The organism is uncultured Algoriphagus sp. (genome assembly GCF_963974835.1).
Taxonomy (GTDB): Bacteria; Bacteroidota; Bacteroidia; order Cytophagales; family Cyclobacteriaceae; genus Algoriphagus.
Genome location: NZ_CAXBET010000006.1, coordinates 252,740 through 275,886 on the forward strand (window position 1 = coordinate 252,740; position 23,147 = coordinate 275,886).

The 23,147-nt window shown below is 40.8% G+C and carries 15 protein-coding genes; 3 read left to right on the forward strand and 12 right to left on the reverse strand.

What is annotated here, in order from left to right:
* Positions 1–19 precede the first annotated feature (19 nt).
* The 4 genes from AACZ73_RS13905 to AACZ73_RS13920 form a co-directional block, all read right to left on the reverse strand.
* Complete coding sequence (locus AACZ73_RS13905; protein WP_339878714.1) at positions 20–1,246, reverse strand: MFS transporter; 1,227 nt, start codon at positions 1,244–1,246, stop codon at positions 20–22.
* Between the two features lie 115 nt (positions 1,247–1,361).
* Positions 1,362–4,049, reverse strand: coding sequence for a hypothetical protein (locus AACZ73_RS13910; protein ID WP_339878716.1), 2,688 nt, complete (start codon positions 4,047–4,049; stop codon positions 1,362–1,364).
* Positions 4,050–4,516: 467 nt separating this feature from the next.
* On the reverse strand, positions 4,517–5,269 hold the full coding sequence (yaaA, locus tag AACZ73_RS13915) for a peroxide stress protein YaaA (RefSeq protein WP_339878718.1): 753 nt from the start codon (positions 5,267–5,269) through the stop codon (positions 4,517–4,519).
* Between the two features lies 1 nt (position 5,270).
* Positions 5,271–10,814, reverse strand: a complete 5,544-nt coding sequence (locus AACZ73_RS13920) for a gliding motility-associated C-terminal domain-containing protein (RefSeq protein WP_339878720.1) — start codon at positions 10,812–10,814, stop codon at positions 5,271–5,273.
* Between the two features lie 82 nt (positions 10,815–10,896).
* Here AACZ73_RS13920 and AACZ73_RS13925 point away from each other — a divergent pair, with 82 nt between their 5' ends.
* Positions 10,897–11,943: a type IX secretion system membrane protein PorP/SprF gene (locus AACZ73_RS13925; RefSeq protein ID WP_339878722.1), complete on the forward strand. Its 1,047-nt coding sequence runs from the start codon at positions 10,897–10,899 to the stop codon at positions 11,941–11,943.
* Positions 11,944–12,302: 359 nt separating this feature from the next.
* On the opposite strand, the gene AACZ73_RS13930 is transcribed toward AACZ73_RS13925, so the two are convergent.
* Positions 12,303–13,724 (reverse strand): Gfo/Idh/MocA family oxidoreductase, encoded by a 1,422-nt coding sequence (locus AACZ73_RS13930; protein WP_339878724.1) that lies wholly within the window; start codon positions 13,722–13,724, stop codon positions 12,303–12,305.
* A gap of 299 nt (positions 13,725–14,023) precedes the next feature.
* Between AACZ73_RS13930 and AACZ73_RS13935 the strand changes: the two genes are divergently transcribed.
* A complete protein-coding gene (locus AACZ73_RS13935; protein ID WP_339878726.1) occupies positions 14,024–15,046 on the forward strand; it encodes a ThuA domain-containing protein in 1,023 nt (340 codons plus the stop codon).
* Between the two features lie 80 nt (positions 15,047–15,126).
* Positions 15,127–15,978 carry a sugar phosphate isomerase/epimerase family protein gene (locus tag AACZ73_RS13940; protein WP_339878728.1) on the forward strand — a complete coding sequence of 284 codons (852 nt, stop codon included), beginning with the start codon at positions 15,127–15,129 and terminating at the stop codon, positions 15,976–15,978.
* A 256-nt stretch (positions 15,979–16,234) separates the two neighbouring features.
* Here the strand turns inward: AACZ73_RS13940 and AACZ73_RS13945 are convergent, their stop codons facing one another.
* The 7 genes from AACZ73_RS13945 to AACZ73_RS13975 all read right to left on the reverse strand — a co-directional run bounded on the left by AACZ73_RS13945 (position 16,235) and on the right by AACZ73_RS13975 (position 22,564).
* Positions 16,235–17,203 carry an SRPBCC domain-containing protein gene (locus AACZ73_RS13945; protein ID WP_339878730.1) on the reverse strand — a complete coding sequence of 323 codons (969 nt, stop codon included), beginning with the start codon at positions 17,201–17,203 and terminating at the stop codon, positions 16,235–16,237.
* Entirely contained in the window at positions 17,200–17,526 is a 327-nt protein-coding gene (locus tag AACZ73_RS13950; RefSeq protein ID WP_339878732.1) for a metalloregulator ArsR/SmtB family transcription factor, read from the reverse strand. The genes AACZ73_RS13945 and AACZ73_RS13950 overlap by 4 nt, the downstream gene beginning before the upstream one ends.
* A 250-nt stretch (positions 17,527–17,776) precedes the next feature.
* Positions 17,777–18,694, reverse strand: a complete 918-nt coding sequence (locus tag AACZ73_RS13955; protein ID WP_339878734.1) for an AEC family transporter — start codon at positions 18,692–18,694, stop codon at positions 17,777–17,779.
* A 1-nt stretch (position 18,695) separates the two neighbouring features.
* A complete protein-coding gene (locus tag AACZ73_RS13960) occupies positions 18,696–20,213 on the reverse strand; it encodes an FAD/NAD(P)-binding protein (RefSeq protein ID WP_339878736.1) in 1,518 nt (505 codons plus the stop codon).
* Positions 20,214–20,374: 161 nt separating this feature from the next.
* Positions 20,375–20,560 (reverse strand): hypothetical protein, encoded by a 186-nt coding sequence (locus tag AACZ73_RS13965; RefSeq protein WP_339878738.1) that lies wholly within the window; start codon positions 20,558–20,560, stop codon positions 20,375–20,377.
* Between the two features lie 68 nt (positions 20,561–20,628).
* Positions 20,629–21,420: a sugar phosphate isomerase/epimerase gene (locus AACZ73_RS13970; RefSeq protein ID WP_339878749.1), complete on the reverse strand. Its 792-nt coding sequence runs from the start codon at positions 21,418–21,420 to the stop codon at positions 20,629–20,631.
* Positions 21,421–21,778: 358 nt separating this feature from the next.
* Positions 21,779–22,564 carry a class I SAM-dependent methyltransferase gene (locus AACZ73_RS13975; protein ID WP_339878740.1) on the reverse strand — a complete coding sequence of 262 codons (786 nt, stop codon included), beginning with the start codon at positions 22,562–22,564 and terminating at the stop codon, positions 21,779–21,781.
* Positions 22,565–23,147: the final 583 nt, after the last annotated feature.

The window sequence follows — 23,147 nt, forward strand, 5'->3', positions numbered from 1 at the left end:
AGGCTGCTTTTAATAATGTTTAGTGAGCCGCAACTGCAGCTGGTTTTTTGCCTTTCTGCCAGAAGAACAGTATGGTGAACATTACTATCAAAATGATTGGGAAGACCATCATTTTCTGAAGTGTATCCTGTCCTGTCGCAAGCTCTAGTGCATTACCAGTAAGTCCTTTTGCAGTGTTTTCGATTGTCGAATCGTCAATCCAGTTACCAATAATCGGTTGGAAAAATCCAGAAGAAAACATTCCAATTGCCCCTATTACTGACATTCCCAACGCGCTACTTAATGGAACACGCTGAGCAACCGCTCCTACCATGACAGGCCAGAAGTACGCATATCCTAATGCGTAAACGATTGCTGCCAAATAGGCAACAGGTCCTGTAACAACACTAAACAGATAAATGCCTATAGCAGTAAAAATTGCTCCTCCCAACAAGACACCTGTTTGTCCCAATGAACTAACTACAGGTCCAGCAAAGAATCTCAATATAGTCACTAAACCAGCAGTGAGTGCTAAAATTATCATTGGATCCGCACCGCTACTACCTAGAATGATCTCTACCCACTGTCCCGGTCCAAATTCAGAAATAGCAGTAAGTGCCATGCAAACAATCAGGAAGATGTATAATGGGGACATCATTGCTTTTAGATTGCTACTAAGTGAAGTTGCCTCGTTAATTTTTGGCTCTGGGAATTTTTTCCCATAAAACAATATAAAATAGGTAATGGCAGGAATCATAATTACTCCCATTTGAGCTTGCCAACCTAGATCCATATTTGTCATGAACTTGGAAATCAATGCTCCCATCACGATACCTCCAGGGAACCACATGTGAAATCTGTTAAGCATCTTGTTCATTTTGTCTCCGGAGTACATGTCAGCAATCATAGGATTACATGCAGCTTCAGTACAGCCTGTACCTAATCCAATACAAAGCATTGAAATAAGTAGTCCTACATATCCTGTTGCGAATACCGTTAATAAGACACCTAGCGTGTGCATTACAAAAGCAATCTTCATGATATTTTTTGGCCCAACTGAATGGTAGAATAATCCACCTATAATCATTGAAATAGGGAAACCAAAGAACCACATGGAGTTGATGAAACCAAGCTGCTCGCCTGATAGGGAAAATTCGGTTCCAAGTTGAGTCAGAATTCCTGAACGGATAGAGAAGGATAAGCCAGTGGTAATTAGCGCAAAACAGCTGCCATTGAAAAGTGCCGATTTGTTAATGGTTTGATTCATATTTATAGGTTTTTGAATTTTGGGTTGTGAACAATTGATTCCAAAGGCGGAAAAATAGGGAAAATATCGGATTTGACCTTTTCCGCTAATAAAAATATTGTTCAGAATTACGTCTTTAATCTATTACGAGTAAAGATCCTGTTTCTTTTACTTCCAAACCAAGAAGAGGATTTCTCATGAATAAAACCACCACATAATTTCCAGTCGCCACGTATTTTCTATTGACTATTCCGTCCCAGGTGAGCACGGGTACACCAAAAGCTATTTCATCAGTAGTCGCATGATAAATTAACTCGCCCTGCCTAGTGGAAATATAAACTTCTGCCTCAGTGATGTCTTCGCTCAACATTACTCCGAAATTTCTCGAGGAATTTCCTAAAATCATTGCATTTGGGTAAGCTGCTTTAAAGTCACAGATTTCTTCGGTCATAAAGCTGTCTTCAAATACACATCCATCAACTGTAGTAACTACTAATGTGTATTCGCCTATTTCTCCTGGCATGTATAATCGCTCAGTTGAAACTAAATCCTCTCCAAAAAACCATTCGTACTTCTGATATTCTCCTGGATCTATTGGAGTTATATTGTTTTTGATGGAGCAAATTGGGTATGTCTCCTCCAACTCAAGTTTCGGTTGGGCACTTTCTTCTACCGCGATTAGATTTCTTCCTATCTCACATCCTAAACGGTTAAATGCAACGGCCTCGTAAGTTCCTGGCTGATTTACTTCTATTTCTAAGAGATTGTTGAACTCAGGCAATTCTGCACGCTGGTCATTTAAATCATAGAAATTCCATTCTGTAGTCAAGACTTCATCTTCATTGGTAGTCAAAGTGATGATAGCACTTCCCGGATCAGGGCAAAGTGGTGTAGCTACCAGGTCCATTGGTACAGAAGTTATTGGCGCTACCACTTCAAATTCCGCAGGAGCGACATCACAAAAACCACTAGACCTAGGCTGCACTATTAGGGAGTATAAACCTACTGTCTGAGGGTAAAATTCGATACCTCTTCCAACGACCTCTCCTGCTGAATTTAACCATCTTATCGTGGTTTCGTTAGGATCAATTCCTTGGATATTTGGACCATACTTGATAGGAGCAACACAACCCGCTTCGATTTTAGTAGGTTCGTATGTGAAAGTTTTGGAAAGCTTTACATTAAAACTCTTGATCTGTGGGCATAATGGTGATGAAGGATCGTTAGCTACAGCTTTGATAGAATAATCACCTTCCATATCCAATACAAAAATTTCTCCCGAATTTGACGTTTGAGTGCTTCCGTTAGGATAAGTTACTGTGAAAATCAAATCCTGATTTGTTTCAGGGATGAAATCAAACGTTTCGCATATTTGAAAATTAGCAGGGACAGTGAACTGTACCTGAGGCTGGTCTATTATGGTGAATGATTCAGTAGGGTAGGTGCATCCGTCAAGAGTCAATTCAATCAAATAATCACCAGAATTAAGACTTAAGCTTAGTTCACCACTATTTGGAATCGTGCCTGAATCTACTATTCCCCTATTAGGAGAGAATAGACGATATTCTCCGTTTACAATCGGTTCTCCAAAACTAACTCCCATAGTCCCTCTAGACACTCCTTCTGCGGAGCAGGACTCGGGTGTTATCGTCACTGTTGGCACAGGCGATGTAGGAGGGTTTATCGGGTCAAGTGTAACCGATTTTGTAACCCTACAGCCATTTTGAGTAGCGATGACAGAATATACCTTTGATTTTAAATTAGTGTAAGTGAACACTTGTCCAGCTGCTACAGGGCTTTCGGTTATTCCGAGTTCAGGTATTTCTATAGAAGTTAGATTAGAATTACTCGTAACACTAAAACTTCCAGTTTCGTCCGAACAATTATCAGGTTCTATTAGAACTTTAGTATCTACCTGTCTAAAAGGCAATAGCTCGAATGTAGTAGTTCTTTGGGATGCACAATTTGGATATTCGTCGTACTCAGCACTGAAAACTACCTCATAAATCCCTGGACCACTAAGATCTTGAGAGCGAATATCAATTTCAAATGCTTTTCCCAAACTTGTTCTGGTAGCGTCGGTACTTTTTTTAACGAACCATTCTCCACTTATAGGAGTGTCTGGTCTTAAGGTTATACTGTTTCCCTCACAGATTTTATCTGAACTTTTGATAATCTGAAAGTCAATAGGTGGTCCCACAAAGGTGGTTCCTTTGATAGAACAAGCCTGCGTGACATTCGGATCGGAGAGGATTAATTCCACAAAATGGTAGCCTGCATTGTAGGCAAGAAACTCATTCCCGGTTCCAAGTATGTTACCACTAATGTCTTTCCAAACAATCGAATATTGCGAAAGGCTAGGGGACCCAGGATCTAAAGCATAAAGTGTAGCTGGTGAATCGCCGCACAATAAATAATCTGGTTTTAATATAAGTGTAGCTCCACTCTGTATCGAAACAGGAAAGTTTTCCTGATAAAAATTAGCTTCAGTACCTCTTCTTACTTTTAGGGAGACTGTATAGTTACCCACTTCATTAAATAAGAATTGGATAGTTTCAAATTGGTCACCACCGCTTCTTTTTAAAAGTTCTGCCCCTGAGGAATTTGTGATTATCCATTCATAAACATCCCCTGCTTCACCTCCTGCGCTATATGTTCCGATTACAAAACCATTGACCATACACATATCCGCGTCACCAGTGATTCCCAGATCTGCTATGTTGTTGGCGCTTTTGTTTTCAATCTCATCTTTAAAATCGCTCCCCCAAGTTGCTAGAAGATTTAAAATAAGGATGGTGAAAACAAAAATTAACCTAATCATCATTGTAGTAAGTTGGTGGCGAGGTCTCAATAATTTCAAATTAGATTCTTCACAAAGGTAACAATACCTTTTATGATTGAAGTATCTCCTTTATGAGTGAATAAAAATATTCTACCCTTAATTCAGATGAACTATTGAGATGTTTTTAATTAAAGGTAGTGCGTCTATTTAAGAACATGAATTGTAATCCCTGATTTTTCGAAGTTCACCACATCACCTAGAAAATAAGTGACTTATGCTGACAGATACATACGTATATCAGATTCAATCCGGTTTGCCAATTTAATGCCAAAAAATAATTTAGTTATGCATAATATCTGATCTTTAGATAAGATAAAATCCGCCTAAATATGTAATTGTTTAATCTTACCTATTATTATTATCAACTATATATATTAACCTATTATATAGTTTCAAATTTAACAGAAGACTTAAACAACTATGCATGAATAAATTGGAGCAAAGGAGTACTAGCGGATAAAGACCCAGTTGTGCTGATCACTCATTTTTTCAGAGTACTCGTACCCACCTTCATTGAAGGTTTTTAATTTCTCTGGATCAGTGATTCTGTTTTTGATAGCAAAATTGCTCATCATGCCTCTCCCTTGCTTTGCGAAAAACCCGATGATTTTATAACCATCTTCTTTTTGGTCCTTGAATTCGATGTTTATAACAGGGCTTTTCAAAGTCTTGAGATGCACAGCTTTAAAGTATTCCTGTGAAGCGAGATTAATGATAGTTTTGGACTTCGATGCTTCATTGATGGCTTTGGCGATTTTCTTATCCCAAAACTCATATAGGTTTTTTCCTTTTTTGTTCTCTAGTCGGATCCCCATTTCCAAGCGGTAAGGTTGGATCAAATCCAATGGCTTTAGCAAGCCATAAAGACCGGAAAGAATTCGAAGGTGTTTTTGTGCAAAATCGAAATCTTCCTTGGAATAATCATCGACATCCATTTTGGTATACACATCACCTTTGAAGGCTAGAATTGCCTGTTTTGAATTTTCGACTGTAAAATCATTCTGAAAATTCTTAAATCGTTCTGTATTCAGTTCAGCTAGGTTATCAGAGATGTGCATTAAATCACTGATTTCTTTCGCTGACTTTTTTTTCATAATCCTCACCAGTGAGCGAGTATCTGTTTGAAAATCAGGCTGGGTAGATGTTTGAAAATTTGGTGTACTATAGTCCAGGGTTTTTGCTGGAGATATCAGAATAAGCATACTATTGAATTACTGTAATCGCTTTGGTTAATTTTTCTGTTTTATTTTGGTCCTCGCTGGTAAACTTCACTACCACAGCATATGTTCCATTCGGCACCAATTCTCCTCTTACCTGTCCATCCCAAGGGCAGAATGGCTGCTGTGGTTCTAGATTCTCATGTGTACAGTAGAAAATCAGTTCTCCCCATCGGTTGTAGATATATACTTCTACATCATCTATGTATTCATTTGCATAAAGTATGAAGTTTCTATTTGGATCATTGAGTACTATGCCATTCGGGAAAATTATTTTCAGCGAGCAATCTTCTCTTACTTCAAAACTGGTGATGTATTCACAACCCAAATTATCAGAAACAGTAAGTTCATAGATTCCTTCCTGAGTTGGGGTAAACACAGGAGCCTGGGAAACTTCAATTCCATTTAGCTTCCAGGAATAATTGTCATAGGTGCCCGGGTCAATTTCCTGGGTAACTCCTTCAACAGCACATATAGTAAGTTCAGCTGGAACTATCGGAGGGATGATGGTGGATTTGGAAACAACCCCATTTGCACGGCCCAGTTCGCATCCAAAGCTGCTCCTTAACAATGCTTCGTAAGTTCCTTCCTGAGAAACCTCTATAATTGGCAAGCCATCAAAAGCAGGAATTCTTGTTCGGGTACCATTTACTACACTATACCATTCTATATCTGCAACATCCTGTGTGTCTGCTATTACAGTAATTGTAGTGCTCGTCTGCTCAACACAGAAGGGAGCAATATCCAAACTTACATCTACAGTTAGAGAACTTACCTCAGCTGTAAAGGATATTTCTTCCGTGATGCATAATCCTCCGGAAATGGGCTGAACTTCCAAGGTATATTCTCCTGATCTGCTAGGTGCAAATGTTTGCCGTCTTCCTACAATCACACCAGCATTGTCTTTCCAAAGGAAAACCACATCAGCAGGGTCTGCATTGTTCAGGATTGCTTCGTACTGAACACCCACTTCGCAATCAACAATTGGATCAGAAATTTCAAAATCTATAGGTTGGGTAATATTAGCCACAATTGTTTTCTCAGATGGGCAATTTACGCCACTTGGATCCTCGCCTGTCACTGTATAAGTCCCTGATTCAATAATTATATATTCTCCGTTTGCATCGGCAGGTATCACAGTTCCGCTAGAGTTTGTCACCGTATAATTTAATTCGTCAGGAGAAGTAGGAGTGAAGGTGAAGCTTTCGCATGCTGTGAAATCTGAAGGAACTGAGAATACTACCTCGAGGGTCTCAGTAATTGTATAGATGTTCGAATCAGGAATAGCACATCCTAATGGGTCTATTACTTCTACAGAATAATCTCCAAATCCCAGTGGTACTGTTACTTGCTGGCTTGCAATTATATTTCCTTGAAAAACAGCTCCATCACCCTGTCTTGTAATCACATAGCCTGCTGTTACAGGAGCAGAAAATGATATTTGGATAGATCCAGGCTCTACACCAGAATCATTACATTGCTCATTTTCAACTGAAATAGTATAATCAAAACCTATTGGAGGGTTCAAGTTTTCTATTGTAATTGTTTGTGAGTAGGTACATCCCGTCGCGTTTTCACTCTCAATGCTATAATTCCCCGGAAGAAGATTAGGTACAGTCAATACATCGCCCTGATTCACATTGGTAAATGAGATGTCTTCACCCACTACATTGACAGTGCTGGCAGGAGATTGCATCGTGATCTCAAAAGATCCATCGGGCGTCACACAATCGGTAGCTGGAGTAGTTTGTGCAGCAATGAACAGCGGCAACTCGTTAACCAGCAGATCTAATTTTTTCTCAACTGTGCAACCTTCCAAAATAGGATCTTGTGTTACGAAAATTATCTCGTAATTACCTGGGCCAGGAAGGGATGGGATCTTGAGTTCGAGCTCAAAGAATTCACCTAAAGAAACCCGGTTTGGATCTCCCTCCAACTCATAGAACCATTGACCTGTAATAGGGGTGTTTGGAGCAAAAGTGACTGTGGTTTCCTCATAGCAAACTTCCTCAGCAGTCTGTGTAAGCTCAAATTCAAATGCAGGACCTACAAAAATCTCTGCAGTAGCAGGGCAGGTATTGTATAAAAGGGCTTCCTCTTCAGAAATTCCCTCAGGCAATCTATAATTAACAGTTACAGTATAAATGCTTTCTTCTTCTACCGTAATTGTGTTTGAGTTTTCATCCCCAAATACTTGACCCGCAGCATTTGTCCATTCGAAATCATACAAGCCTTCAGCTGGATCGTACCCGTCTATTGCAGTTAAGGTAATAGGATTGCCAGCGCAAAGCGTCGCATCATCCGCTAGTGTCAACTGTGGGGGAGCTTCAACCAATATCTCTGTGCTAGCCCGGAAAAATTCAGGATCACCACATCTATCGACTCTTAGTTCCACAGTATAAGTTCCTGCCTCACTGAATATCTGCTCCAAATTTTGAAATTCATCTCCAGGTCCTCCGTAGTCACTTCTGATCACGGTACCATCATCATTGTTGGTAATTGTCCAGAAATAGCTGTCTATGTCAGGTTCTCCACCACCTTCTAATAATGCACCTGCACCGAGTTCTGGATCAAGACAAAGTCTTGGTGGAGCGGCTAAACTAGGTTCGGGAATTGAGCTTCCAGAACTTTGGACAAAGGAAGGTAGCCCAAGGTTTGAAGTTCCCGGCATAGCATCTATACCGTCTTGGGTAAAAGTACTTTCAGAAGTACAACCTGTACCTACGTTGATTTGCCCTATTCTATTGTCACCTACTACGGCTACATAGATTTGACCATTTGGACCTATCTGCAACGCCCCAAGATTAAGTCCTGCAGTTCCGCTGAGTTGGTTTTTGGTGCTAAGGATACAAGCTTCTATTTCCGCTCGGGTGCTTGCTCCTTCGAAGCATGTAGGACAAACAGCAGCATCAGGGTCGTCATTTTCAGTCGCTTTGATAATAAACTCCTCTATGCCCGGTCCGCCATTCAGGTAGGAAATCAAGACTCGTTCCCCGTCTTCAGAAAACTCAAGCCCGTAAACTTCCCCTTCACAACCCAGATCAATTCGCGCATATTCGGTCACTTCACCCGTGTCGCTGTCAAAGTCAAAAATTTCAACTTTGCTACATCCTCCCTCTGTGATAGTGACAGCAAGTTTGTCTTCATCTGAGTTGAATTTCATCGCCCCGACTCCAGAGTTAAATCCATGATTACTGCCTACGGAACTAAGCACGGGCTGACCTATACCTTGTGCAGAAACCGGATAGCCACGGAAGGTGTTATTGCCTAGTTCGTGATACATTACCCATGTCGTATCTCCTGATTCCAATGCAGCAGTATGTTCAGTGGAAGGGCTAAATAGAAAATTATCCTTAGTCACCACGTTTCCTACACCTGTAGGATTTTCTGACTTAATATCTACCAGCGTGTAATTTGCCTCGTTGCTTCCATTTGCAGATACCTGGGAAGTAAATAGATAAAAGAGAGTTCGTTCTCCAGGAACCGGCACGGCGATTACGCCTTGACTACTCGAATTATCCCCACCGATATCCTCACCATTTTCCATCAAGTTTCCATTCAGATCCCAGACAGATTGGCCATCAGTGTAAAAGAGTACTTGACCTGCCTGATCTGAAATAGTAGTCGTTCCGGAAGGTATATTTTGCGGATGTGGTGAGGCTATAGGTCTAGGAGTAGGGCCTTCAGGATTATCAGGATCAGGATTGAAGTCCAGTCCTGCACCATCACCAAAGTACCAAATGTTGTTGGTCTGATCGTCTACATCCCACATTTTAACGCGTATCTCAGCGTATGCATAGCAAGACGATCCTGGCTCACGAACTAATGCCCAATATACACCTGGTTTGCACACCGTATTTTCAGTTCTGGTGCCCCAGCCTTCGTCTCTATAATTTGACCAGAAATATTCATAGTTGTCTTGGCCTCCCTGACCACCGCCCCCGGTCCCTCCTCCTGGGCCATCTTCTTCTCCGGATTGGGCAGAAAGCAATGGACCTATATCAATACAAGTCTCGCACAGCGTGGTGTCCGATGGGGAAAAATTAGCCTGTAAATTATTTTCCGTAAGAGGGATAGTGTGATTAACCACCTGAGTAATACTATCTGCAAAAGTTACCGTTAGAGTGACATTCACACTGGTTTCTTGTGCTGCATCAGCAGGAATTAAAAAATGTTCTTGAGAATAATCGGCAGGAAGTTCATTACCCGCCGAATCAAGAAGTGGAGGATCAAATGACCATTCAAAACTAACTGGTCTGTAGTTTTCTGGAGTTAATATCGAAGTAAGTTGAACAGGATTGTTTGCACATGGCATTTCTGGAGCCCATGTAAAATCAACTGTTGGAGCAATATCGGTATTGGGAGCAAACGTAGGGAATATTGTTCCACAAAAGTCTGCTCCTGCAAATGGGTCTTCCTCTACTTCAATCAGATTTAAGTCCAATTCATTTGGATTGGTTACTTTACCAACCATTTGAGGCCCGCCTTCTACTTCTTCATAGATGTAATAAATGTTTCCATCTGGTCCTACTTTCACATCATACACTGCAAAAATTCCTGAGGGAGGAGTGCCGGGCCCTTCGATAGGAATTACTTCCGGAGTAGCGGTGAGGTCAGCAGTGGGTACACGTAGCAATGAATCACCTGCGGAATAATAAATGAAATTACCTTCCGGAGAAAACTCCGCGCCACCATAAGCCCCCATTCCAGATGATTGGGTGATCGGAGTAGGAGCCCCGAAAGTCCCACTACCCGTATCGAAATCCAAAAGAAGTATAGGGTTATTTTCAGACTCAGGTATAATGATTAGTTGATTGGTATCATCATAAAAAACGATTTGCCTTGGGGTGGAATCAATTCCCTGACTGTCAGTGGTGGTGAAATTGCCCTCACCGGCATCGACACTGCGAGAAATCAAATTTCCATTATCAAAACTGATCAAATAAGAAGATGATGAAGGGGCTTTGACGACTAAGACTGCCCCGGATCCGGAGCCAATTACATTATCCTTGGAGGTGATTTCGCCTAGAGGTCTGTCATTTCCGGTTGCTTGACCTGGAGCATTCATGTCTACCAATGCATATTGCAACTCACCTCCCAGGGAAAGATAAAATATGTAAAATAGCTTATTTCCATCTGGATCATATTCCAAGAAACCGGTAGCTACTTGCTGTACGCCATCTATGTTTCCATTGAGACCAGAACCAACTCCTTGGATGGGATTTTGGCTGTAGTCGTAGACCAACTCACCATTTGTAAGAAATAAGGGTTGACCCGTTATGGGGTCGATGGCCAGCGCTGAATTATTCTTTGTAAATACTATTGACCCGGGAATAGACTGTACCGTTGGACTGCCTCCTTTGCCAAATGATATGTAATTATTTTCGGTAGAACCACTGCAATACCCGAAAATCCATTCATTGTCGTTAAATCCTTGAGAATAGCCGATAGTATTAAATACAAAAGTTGTAAATAGGAGGCTAATAATAAAAATGTACGGTAACCTTATGGAATTAGGGCTGCTTTTCATAATTTTCGAACTGCTTCTACAACTAGATACGTTTTGTATCGTTGAACAAGCCTACTGAATATTCAAATTAACGAACAAATACTTGTTACGGTCTCAGGTTTACGTTGTTTTTCTTTGCGTGGTTGGACTATTTGTTGGAACCCATGCTTACGCACAAGATCCGCAATATAGCCAATATTATGCGGCGCCTCTTTACTTAAATCCAGCTTTTGCAGGATCTGAGTTAACAGGCCGTGTGGGTTTTAATTATAGAAACCAGTGGCCAAGTATTGATGCACAGTTTACTACTTTTTCCGCTTACTACGATACCTATCTGAATGATTACAACTCTGGGATAGGTGTGATGGTTATGCAGGACACAGAAGGTGCTTCCAAACTGCGCTCTACTACTATTTCAGCCCTTTATTCTTATGAATTGAAATTGGGGGAGAATGCTTATTTCAGGCCTGGATTTCAGGCTAGTTATATCCGCAGGGAAATCGGCTTCTATGAAAATTTAATTTTTGCCAATCAAATAAATCCGAGTGACCCTTTTGGTCCTACACTTCCTGGAAGTGATATTCCGGGTTTGGGAGATCCTGTAAATATGCTTTCCCTTTCTTTTGGAGGGTTGTTTTTCACAGAAGATTTCTGGATTGGGGGATCTGCACATCATGTGAATCAGCCGAACCAGTCTTTTATAGATGGAGATAGTCCTCTACCGGCTAAATTCTCTGCACATGCCGGATATAGAATTTCTTTGGGAGAAGGTGCCATGAGAGGCGATTTTACCCACATTAGAAGGCAGCGCTACTTAACGCCTACTATTAATTATAAAAAACAAGGTCCGTTCGAGCAACTTGATGTGGGAGCATATTTTTATGTGGAGCCTATCGTATTTGGTGTATGGTATAGAGGACTGCCTTACAAAAAAGTGGAGGAGCAAAGTAACCGCGATGCGATTGTCATGATGGTTGGATTGAACTTGCTCTCCGGGTTGAACATCGGATATAGCTTTGATTATACCGTATCCCAGTTAGGTATCCAATCAGGTGGAGCCCATGAGCTAAGTTTATCCTGGACCTTACCTAACAATAACCAAGGCAAGCCACAGAGACGCGATACCTTGCTTCCTTGCCCTAAATTTTAATTGAAGATTTTCTATTAGCGACTTTCCAGAATTACCAAAGCTCCCTTTTAATTCAATGCTTTTGATTGGATTAGAAAATAACTAAGGTTTAGCTTTTTGGGGATTCTTACCATGCCCTTTCGAAACTTCTATGAACTGAGAGGTTTAAAAACAACAAAAGCTGAAACAAGAAATTGTTCCAGCTTTTTTATTAACAATCATTTTTTACTCAGTATGTATATCCTCTTTTCTACAAGTAAAGAGTCAAAAGCAATCTAGGATATGTTTAAACTCATAATGGAGGCCACTTCTGTCTTCTGTCTTCCGACCAAATAAGCAAAGAATGTAAGGCGCGAATGGCACCAGTGTGGATAATCATATTAAAGAGTATAAAACTCTTCCCATCCTTTTCTAGGAACTTCCCCTCCAAGCAATTGATTAGCAAGAGGATTATTAGTAATTCTCTGAGTTTCCCTGTCGAATTTCAATGTAGTATTCAATTGCTGAGCAAGTACACCCAAGCAGAATACTTGACTTAGCGGTCCAGCAATCTCAAATCTTGAGCGTGTCTCCTCCTCGCCTTTACAAGCTTTTAAGAAATTTGCAAAATGGTTGGAAGGACTTTCAGGTACTTCAGGTAGCTTGCTTGCCATATCCTTAGTTTTTTCTTCACCTATAATTGAAAGTGTGCTGCCATGAGATCCTCCTTTGAAGGTGAGGTCTTTGCCATAAATTATTTTTCCTGGATTTAGCTTCGCAGGTTGGATCTGTCCTGTGCTGGCTGCAGGAATATCCGAGTTCAGTTCAGACACTCCGTAATTTTCAGGTACCGGAGGGACATTGTCCACGCCATCGTACCAAGTCATGGTCAAAGCCGGCATATCTCCACGCTCTGGAAATTTGAAAGCAAGTGTTGATGACATGGGGAAAAAGAATGGATTATGACCTTTCAGCATCACCGGCTCTACTTCATAAGGTAGACCAAGATCAAGAAATTCGTGGGCTGTATCCATAGTATGAGCCCCCCAGTCTCCTAACGCCCCCATCCCAAAGTCATACCAGCATCTCCATTGTCCATTGATGAAGTCTTTGTTATAATCATGCGGGAATCTTGCCATAAGCCAAGTATCCCAGTCTAGAGTAGAAGGAATAGGTTCAGCTTTAGGGAAACTCTGCATATTCACATCCCAACCGTGCCATCTTCGTGGGCTGTTCATATGAGCAGTCACCGCAGTGACATCTTTGATAATCCCAGCTTCCTTCCAAGCTTTAAATTGGAAATAGTTCCCTTCAGAATGTCCCTGATTCCCCATTTGGGTGACTACATTATGCCTTTTTGCCGAATCCATCATCAAGCTCACCTCATTGAAAGTACGTGCCATGGGCTTTTCTGTGTACACATGCTTTCCTTCGGACATTGCTAGCATAGTAATCGGGAAGTGGGAAAAATCAGGAGTTCCGACGGTTATCGCTTCGAATCCATTTCCAAACTCATCAAACATCTTCCTAAAATCCTGAAAACGTTTGGCGTTGGGAAATTTGTTCATCATTTCCGTAGTATGGGGAGCTCCCATATCCACATCGCAAAGAGCTACGATATTGCATAGCCCAGTAGCATGTAGTGCATCCATTATTTGAGCACCACGATTACCAATTCCGCAACAGGCAAGATTTACCTTATCACTTGGAGCTATGTGTCCAGTTGTCTTGCCTAGTACATTCGAAGGAACGAATGTAATTCCGCTAAGTCCTAACGCCGCAAGCGAACCGGTTTTGAGGAAGTTTCTTCTGTCGTTTTTCATGAGCTTATTATTGTTTTAATCGTCAGACAGCCTGTCCCAATTTTCGTCGGAAGAATCTCGCATAGTCAATAAATATCCTTTTTAAAGAGGATAAGCTATGCTTCAATTCATGTTTTGAGGCTATTTGGGTTGTACAATTTTATTTTGGATGAGAAAGTAGGAATTTTTTATTGCTACTTTTTTCATTTTTCTGTTGAAAGGTGAAAGAATTAACGGAATCGATACCGAAAGAGAAATTCACTTTCAGGATGAAAAGCCTTAAAAGATTCACTATTTTCCGAACTCATTTCTGACAAATTATGATTAATTCTTATTTGAAAACGCTCCACTTCCTATTGATTTTTGTAGCAGCCTTTGGAGTTTCTTGTGCTTCAGCCCAAAATGGCAAAACTTACTTGCAATTCGAGGGAAAAGATGGCCCCGGTAAAGGGAAGAATGTTGTGCTCATCTCAGGAGATGATGAATACAGGTCGGAGGAATCTATGCCAATGATGGCGAAAATTCTTTCCACACAGTATGGCTTTAATACCACGGTGCTTTTCCCAATCGAACCTGAAACGGGAAATGTGGTGCCAAGCTACCAAAATAACATCCCTGGATTAGAGTATTTAGAGCAGGCTGATTTGGTCATCATGTTGATCCGTTTTAGGGATCTTCCTTTAGATCAAATGAAACATTTGGAGGATTATTTCAAATCCGGGAAACCCTTCATTGCTCTGCGTACTTCTACTCATCCCTTTGCAATAAAAGATGAAAACTCCCCTTATTTCAAGTGGAATTGGAATAGTAAAGTTTCAGGTTGGGAAGGCGGTTTCGGTCAGCAAATCGTAGGCGAAACTTGGATTAATCATCACGGAATCCACAAATCTGAAGGAACTAGAGTGTTGATCGATGGAATAGATCGCGATGCTGATCATCCGATTCTTCGTGGAGTGGATGATATCTGGGTACCGACTGATGTGTATTCGATTAAGAATTTATCTTCAGACGCTAACGTATTGTTATTTGGCCAATCTACAGCTGGAATGACTCCGGAGTCTCCACTGATGTGGGATAAATCAATTATGCCGATAGCCTGGACAAAAGAGTATTCCATGGATGGTGGCAAATCCGGAAAAGTACTAGGAAGTACACTAGGCTCCTCATTAGATTTTCAGGTGGAGGATATGCGTCGCTTGATAGTGAATGCTTCCTTTTGGCTGCTGGACATGCCAGAGGTGATCACACCAGAGCTTTCTGTAGAGATAGTTGGGAGTTATGAGCCTACTATGTTTGGCTTTGACAGCTTTAGAAAGGGAATGAAAGTAAGTGATTTCAAATAAAATAAGTACATAGACCACAGTCAACAGTCGATAGAGATGCGGCAGTGGACTATGGTCTGTAGTCTGTTGACAATAATAAAATGAACAAAATAGGATTTAATGTGCTGGCTTGGTCAGCTGAAATGTCTGAGGAGCTATTGCCTGTTCTGGATAGATTAAAAAAGATAGGATATGATGGAGCGGAATTTTTTATAGGTGGTTCGCCTGTGGAGTCCTTCAAATTAGTTGGAAAGCACTGTGCAGATATAGGATTGGAAGTGACTGCTGTGACTGTCATGGGCCCAGAGCAAAACCCAATTTCTTCCGATGCTAAAGTAAGGTCAGCGGCTTGCGAGCAACTCAAATGGGTGATCGATAGAGCAGTTGATTTACATGCCCAAGTACTTTGTGGCCCTTATCATTCGGCATTTACGGTTTTTGCCTCCCGCGAACCAATTGAAGATGAATACAACTGGTCGTCAGAGTATCTGCATGCAATGGGTGACTATGCTCAGCAAGCTGGAGTATTGCTGACTCCGGAAGCATTAAACCGCTTTGAATGCTACCTCTGCAATACCATGGAGCAGCTTTCGTATTTGCTCAAGAAAGTGGATCATCCAAATGTGCAAGCCATGTTTGATACGCACCATGCCAATATAGAGGAGAAAAAGCTGGGAGATGCGATCAAGTTTATTGCGCCACAATTAGGGCATTTCCATATCTCAGAAAACGACCGTGGTACGCCGGGTTCAGGTCATGTGGATTTTGATGAGACATTTAAAGCTCTAGCAGATATCCAATACAAAGGATGGTTGACTATCGAAGGTTTTACCAGAAATGATCCCGCTTTTGCTAACTCCATAGGTGTGTGGAGGAATTTTTCTGAGCCATGGGATATGGCAGAGAAGGGGTTTGAACTGATAAGGGGAATGGGAGAAAAGTATGGATTGTAGGACAAAGAATTAATTCAGTCTCTGAAACCTCTTGCCACGAGATCACCCTTTTCGTGAGGAGGGAGAGTTAAGGATTTTCCTATTGAACAAGCAATGTGAGCAGCCAGACTGTAGGTTATCATAAGCTCGTCAATACCGTAGGTTTTAATTATCAATTAGCCAGCCATTTAAACGGCTGGCTAAATTGTGATTTACTATTTTTTAAAATGCGTACGAGTTATCAATATATAAGGTGCTCAATTAAACCTTCTTTTCATCAGGCTGGATTTTGGTAATTGATCATCCAATTAATCCCGTATTGATCTGAAAACTCTCCGAAGTAAGCTCCAAAAAACATGTCGGCCATTGGCATGGTGACATTTCCACCTGCTGAGAGTTCATTGAAAAGGCGATCTGCTTCTTCCCTTGTTTCAGGTTCAAGGCACAGATGCATGTTGTTTCCTTTTGAGAGTGTGAAGCCCATTTCCTTTGGCGCATCCGTTCCCATTAAAATATGTCCACCGAGAATGGGCAGCTCTACATGAAGGACCATTTTCTTAATTCCTTCCGCTACTGGTGGATTTCCAGGTTCTTCAGGAATGTCACCAAAGCGTTCAATGCCTTTTCCTAAAAACTCTGTTTTGAATACTTGCTTATAAAACAAAAATGCCTCTTCGGTTTTCCCGTCAAAATTCAAGTAGCTCGAAACTCTAGCTTTAGTGCTGGTTTTGTTTTGCTGGCGAAGCTTAAACTGTGATTCTATGTATTGGTCAAGGTTTTCGAGCGCCATGGTGAAGCCTTCTTTAAAGCCCATTTTGATAACTTTCTCTAAATCAGCCAGGCTATCGTATTGGGCTACAATATTCACAGTTGTAGTTTCCCCCTGCTCGTTGAATGTATTGGTCCAAAATGTTCTTGGCATTGATTTATTTACCTCTCCTTTCTCATCGCAAAAAGCATCCAAACCCGAAAACATAGATTGGTGAACAATTTTATGGTAGTCATTTTTGCACCAATGCTTTACGTTTTCAGGACTGATCATGGCATAAAGCCACATTCCGCCTTCTCTAAAGTCCATTGATTTTGTTTCTGTCCGGTAGGGTTTAGGTGCCCACCACTTATCAAGAATCTCAGGCGTGGTCCAAGCTTCCCAAACCAACTCCAGGTTTGCTGCAAATTCACGGCTTACGTTTACGGTGTTGTTTTCCTTGTTGACAGTAAAGTCAAATTTTAGATTGCTTTTCATTTTCTTCTGGATTTTAATTGTTCTAAAACAGTATCAAGTTGGTCGAATCGCTGTGTAAGAAGTTGCTTAAACTGCTCCAGCCATTTTTCTATGTCCTTCATCTTATCAGCATTCAGGTGATAATTTATTTCCCGGCCTTGTTGCTCTTGCTGTACCAGTTCACATTCGGTGAGAATTTGCAGGTGTTTGGAAACAGCTTGCCTACTCGAGTTGAAATGTTCTGCTATGGCATTGGGAGTCATTGCACCTACGGTCAAAAGCAAAATAATTGCCCGTCGGGTAGGGTCCGCAATGGCTTGGAATACGTCTCGTCTGGTTTTCATTTCTTATCCGCAACTAAATGGTTGCTCAAATATATGCAATTATTTGATTGCACAAGAGAACCTGATAACTTTTTTAATTAGCACCATGGGTAGCAGTTGATGATTGAGCCAGAAAAGGTTAATATATCCTTAAAAGCGTCAAGGGTATAAGAATCCAGCGAATTGGGGGGTTAGGCTATTGGTAGATCATATAAAACATAGCCAACCGCAACATACTCTTGTCTGAGTTTAGAGCGGCTACACCTATTCCTTAAGAGGGAAAAAATTGAGATACCGCCGGTACAAGAACCAGTGACAGTATAATAGAAAGCAACACAACCAGTGAAAAACGCTCTTCTTCAGTTTCCAGATAAGAAGCGAATAGAGAAATATTGGATGCAACAGGTAAGAATGGCAGTAGTATCAACATCAAATAATCTTCGGTGTCTAAGCTTTCCCATATCAAGTACTCACCTCCGATGAATACGATAGAAATAACTATTGCCGAAAGCGTCCTGAAACCCAGTAATTTTGCAAAATAAGGAATTTTGATTTTCCTGAAATCAACATCAGTAAGATGTACTCCCACGATCATCATCCCGAGACAGGAAACGACCCAGCCTAAAATATTCATTGCAGGATCCACCTCATCGGGAATCTCGACACCCCAAATCTTAATACCTATTGCAACTATAAAGACATAGATAAAAGGCACTTTCGCCAGTTCTTTACATGCTTCTTTGGTGGACAGCTTTGTCTTTGCCACTTGAAAATATCCAAAGATATCACCATATATCGCTGTACCCAGATATACACAGATCAAAACGCTCGTAGCTTCCTGGCCAAAAAGGGCTGATACAACAGGTATTCCAAAAAACAGAACATTAAAAAAAGTGAAGGAGCTCTTTAGCAAGTTGATATCCTCCTCCTTTGCAATTGTTTTCCTTGCCAAAAGAGCAGGAAGGTTCATGGCCAAAGCAATTAAAAAAGAGATAATTGGGATAATTACGATTTTGGATGTGTCAGCCTCAGAGATGTTGTAGATGACCAGCACAGGGAGAAGCAAAAAAACCAAAGGATTTGAAATGAAATTTGGGTTTATATTGAACCGCTTTTTTAAGAAATAGCCAACTCCTATAAATGCCAGTACGGGTAATAAGTTTTTGTAAAGTTCAATAAGAACATCCATGTTATATCTTTTTTGTGATATTCTTACAGAGCATTGCAATGGACCTAACATTAAACCATACGGCGTTTACATCCAGCAACATTCCATTACAGATATGCCCCGCGGCATACAGATTTTTATGGGGATTTTTTGAGCTGATTACTTCCATCTTATCAGGATCCAACATAATCCCTCCTACAGGATAGGCTTCAATAACCCCACTCTTCAGTAAATTTTGAAGTAAGGTAGATTTCATCTTGTCGATTTTTGTAGCCGGACCAGTTGCGTTGATTAAGTATGTTCCTTCATGCTTCTGTTTATTACCATACTGAAAAATGAATTTCCCTTTTTCCTTATCGTAGCTAACGTCATGGAGGGGAGAATTTACTTCCAGTTTTCCATTTTTGAACAGTTCATCTAATCTACGTGCGTTGACTAAAGGCATGCCATGGCGGGTAACTGTCCAATAAGACCCGAACCACTTCTTAAATCTCTGCTTCTCTGCCACAGATAGCCAATCCCAGATTTGGGAAGCCTCGTAACGTAAACCGTATAAAATATTAATAAAGGCATCACCACCCTCTTCAGCAATTCTGATGTCTTGTTCAAGAAGCTGACCCGCAGGAATTCCTTTTCGCTCCGTTGTTTTCCAGTCTATGGAATGGCCTAAATAATTCTCGACCTCCTGCTGGAACAGTCTAAAAATCTCCTTCACCTTAGGTTGCCTCCATGCTGTGCGACGAATATGGTGAATGCAGGCAAGCGTCAAAAACTTTCTTTCGTATTGTGATTCTTTCTTGGGTTGAACCCTAGGCAATAAGCCATCCAGTGAAAAAAGCCGGATTTTACCAGTGTGACCGCTATCGATTAGGGTCATAATCGCATCAATTGCACTGAGGCTGGAGCCGAGCAAGCAAACCTCGGCATCATTTGGTATGCCGTTGATAATGGGTTCGCTTGGCCAAGGGAATCCAAAATAAGACTTTAATGAATCAAATTCCGGAAAGTTATTGGGCTTAGGCGTTCCCGGTACCAGAATGACATGATCTACATTTCTACTGGGCGTCTTCGCCATCTTAATCTCCCAGTGATGATCATTACCGGGAATAAGATCAATTACTTCATCGTGAACAATAGTAATCTCTAATCCAATTTCTTTGGCCTCATCCAAGTAATGCTTGACCTGTTCCTGGATATAATTTCCATACAGCCTTCGCGTGGTATAGGAATCATCTAAGGTATTTTCTTCTCTTACCTCATGCTTGATATTTTCTTTATGCTCTTCCAGCCACTGTGAAAAGTGCTTAGGTTCAAAGGAATGTATGCCCATCAGATCTGCCTGCGTATTTAGCAAGTGGCCGGGCTGATCTGTGCTAAATGCTAGTCCTAATCCGATCTCTTTCCTTTTTTCCAGTAATAGAATCCTGGTAGTTTTGTGCTTACCCGCTATTTTCAGCTGCACCATCAGTTCTGCTAATGTAGCCGCACCACAAGCCCCTCCGCCGATAATAGCTACTGTAGTTTCTTTTATTTTATCCATTTACACATCTTAACTACTGATATCAGGTTTAGTTTACTGATTAAGTTTTTTAAAGTTGTGTAAGGATGTAGCTAAAAGGAGGCCAAGTCACTAAAAAATAATTCAGTGGTTTTTTTACCCTTTGACTGGGTGGCAGGGCATTCAGATTATGCTTGGACTTACTATCCGACTATATCAAAAAAAGGCTGAATCCTTGGGAATTCAGCCTTTATAGTTTTTGAAATATGATTATCAGCAATGATGCCAGTCACCTTAGATTCTTTGCTTATCAGGTTGGAAGATCGATGACCGAAGACTCCCGCAGTGGCGGGACAGGCAAAAGTGGCCTCAATTCTTAAGTTTAACATATCTTACATTGCTTTTGACACCTTACTGGTAGAAAAGCGGATATACATATTTTGCAATAATTCGAAGTCTATTCTTTGGTCGTTTCAATTACCCCGCGGAAATATCCGAGGGATTCAGCTATCCCCATAAATGGATTATCCATATTCCGCTCGTGTTCCAGACTGCACACACCGGTGTAACCTACTTTTCTGATCATTTTTACCATTGCCGGAAAGTCTATTACTCCACGGCCTACTTCGAGGGAATAGCCTTGTTTTGTAGGTCCTGTTACGTCTTTGATGTGCATATCGAATACGCGTGTGTGATACTTTTCCATATCGGCTACTGGATCCTTCCCATTTCTCGTGTCATGTCCAATATCCAGGCACATTCCAATTCTTGGATCTAGGTCTTTGGTGTGGTTCCACACATCATCAGCATCCTGATAGATATTGATATCCGGACCGTGGAGATGGATGGCGAATTTAAAATCATACTCCTTCACCTTTTTATCTACATAGGGAAGCAGTTCCACATTGGGAACGCCTACGATCAGTTTTACCCCAACTCTTTTTGCGTACTCAAATGCCTTATCAATTTCGGCCTCGGATTTCATGTAGATGGGGCCAACTGCATATCCTGTAATTTCATGGGCTTTCAGTTTTTCATGAAAAGCAGCAATTTCAGCATCGGTGCTAGCCATCGGCAAATGAAAATCCTTGATGCACAGGTAGTGTACATCCAAGGCTTTCAATGTTTCCAGTGTCTTGTCCAGGTCAAATTTCACGAAGGTGTATCCGGCAATTCCCACCTTGAATGTTTCACCTGTTTCAGGCGGTGGCTGTGGTCCTGGTTTGCTTTCCTGAGCTTTGCAAACCATAAGCGCCATTGCAAAGAAAAGGGTCAATAAGGTTAATTTCATGTAAATTATTTTAGGAGTTATTATAAGCCAATTTAGCAAATGCAAAGGAAAGAGAGGTCCTGAGGATTACCAATACTACGGAATCGTTTGCTTTGGTTTTGGGGGATAGTAGTGGGCATGAAATTCATTCTTAAAAGCAATGGTAGAGGACGAGGAGTTAAAAATCATTTTGGAACCAAAATTAGACTTCAATACGATCTGACTATATCTAGAAAGTTGATCGAAGATTTTTCAAAAACTACTATCTTAATACATTCAGATGGCTATGTGTCCCATCGGGAATTATGATATGATACCCATTGTTGCCAAAAGTTTCTTATTCTTTTTCAGAGATTACCACTCTAAATTTATTTTTATACACGACATGTCCATTATCTGTTGTGTATGGTTTAATTGCTTTCGCTGATTCTTCATATACTTTTTCAAATCCACTATTATTGATAGCCTTTGCTGTTGGTCCAGCGGATAATATACCTTTTAAAGCAGTTTCGGCATTTGGATAATCCCAAACAGAGGTGACATCAGTATTGTCAATGATCCTTAAACCGCATTCTGCTATAATATTTTCCAATAATTCGTTTTCTGAAAGTGCAAAAGGACCACCAGCGCCAGGGGGTGGAGGTGGAAGTAAACTACCTATGACTTTAAGGAAAGAACCTGCTTCACAATCTTCTTTATTACCCCATATCATTATGACTAATTTCCCTTTTTCTTTCAAAGTACGCTTACTTTCTAAAATTGCACTTTTAACCGACTCAGCGTATTGGATTGAATTGAAAGCACAAACTATGTCAAAAGTATTATCCTCAAAAGGAAGTTCTTCCATTTCTCCTATGTGGAATTCAATTTGAGAATTTCGCTTTTTTGCTTGTTCAATCAAAGGTGCGCTTGCGTCTATTCCAACTACATTTATGCCTTTTAAATATGCTAGGTTGCTAAAGAAGCCAGAGCCACAACCCACATCTAAAAGTTTGTCAGTTGACTTTAAATCAAGAAAATCAAAAACGTGTTTATATCCTGCGCTACCCGTAGCTTCTTGGATTAATGCCCAATCTTCAGGATTCTTTCCCCAAAGTTCTCCTTGAATTTTATTTGAACCCATAGTTTTGATTTTAATGATCTTCTCAAATTATTGTAAACAATTGAATATAAGCAATTTCCTCTATATCGAAAACGTCCACTGGGAATAGGAATGTTCGAAAGTGGTATTAAGTACATGCACGATAATCCAGTAAGATCTGGATTTGTAGAAAAGCAGGAAGACTTTGTGTATTCTAGAGCAAGGAATTATTTGGCAATGAAAGGTTTAATAGAAGCGGATTATTGGTAGCGGCTTAATTTGATCACACGGGCGATAAGCGTGGTTTCCCACCCGGAATGCCGACATCTCCTTAAAAAGCTACACTGAAGCTTTTTTTACGCTCGATCTTGCTTTCCTATCCCAACGAATTTGCAATTGTATTTCATCGCTGGACGCTAGATTGCACTAATTTCCGATTTCAAATCGGTTAGGATATTTGGGTAGGACAAGGCTAACACAATCCAGTGAATTGTTTTAGCCTTGGGCCAGCTTGTAGGGCAAGCAAATTACACCCAGTGCCACGAGCGATCAAACTACGCTGAGAGGGGGCCTGGACCTGCTACATTTGATTGGACAGTAAGTTAAGCCCCCTTAACTTAGAACC

Coding starts and splice junctions, on each gene's coding strand:
- AACZ73_RS13960 (WP_339878736.1), bottom strand. CDS start 20,213: ATGGATAAAATAAAAGAAACTACAGTAGCTATTATCGGCGGAGGGGCT.
- AACZ73_RS13905 (WP_339878714.1), bottom strand. CDS start 1,246: ATGAATCAAACCATTAACAAATCGGCACTTTTCAATGGCAGCTGTTTT.
- AACZ73_RS13975 (WP_339878740.1), bottom strand. CDS start 22,564: ATGGGTTCAAATAAAATTCAAGGAGAACTTTGGGGAAAGAATCCTGAA.
- AACZ73_RS13935 (WP_339878726.1), top strand. CDS start 14,024: ATGATTAATTCTTATTTGAAAACGCTCCACTTCCTATTGATTTTTGTA.
- AACZ73_RS13910 (WP_339878716.1), bottom strand. CDS start 4,049: ATGATGATTAGGTTAATTTTTGTTTTCACCATCCTTATTTTAAATCTT.
- AACZ73_RS13970 (WP_339878749.1), bottom strand. CDS start 21,420: ATGGTTTGCAAAGCTCAGGAAAGCAAACCAGGACCACAGCCACCGCCT.
- yaaA (WP_339878718.1), bottom strand. CDS start 5,269: ATGCTTATTCTGATATCTCCAGCAAAAACCCTGGACTATAGTACACCA.
- AACZ73_RS13945 (WP_339878730.1), bottom strand. CDS start 17,203: ATGAAAAGCAATCTAAAATTTGACTTTACTGTCAACAAGGAAAACAAC.
- AACZ73_RS13950 (WP_339878732.1), bottom strand. CDS start 17,526: ATGAAAACCAGACGAGACGTATTCCAAGCCATTGCGGACCCTACCCGA.
- AACZ73_RS13920 (WP_339878720.1), bottom strand. CDS start 10,814: ATGAAAAGCAGCCCTAATTCCATAAGGTTACCGTACATTTTTATTATT.
- AACZ73_RS13930 (WP_339878724.1), bottom strand. CDS start 13,724: ATGAAAAACGACAGAAGAAACTTCCTCAAAACCGGTTCGCTTGCGGCG.
- AACZ73_RS13955 (WP_339878734.1), bottom strand. CDS start 18,694: ATGGATGTTCTTATTGAACTTTACAAAAACTTATTACCCGTACTGGCA.
- AACZ73_RS13940 (WP_339878728.1), top strand. CDS start 15,127: ATGAACAAAATAGGATTTAATGTGCTGGCTTGGTCAGCTGAAATGTCT.
- AACZ73_RS13965 (WP_339878738.1), bottom strand. CDS start 20,560: ATGTTAAACTTAAGAATTGAGGCCACTTTTGCCTGTCCCGCCACTGCG.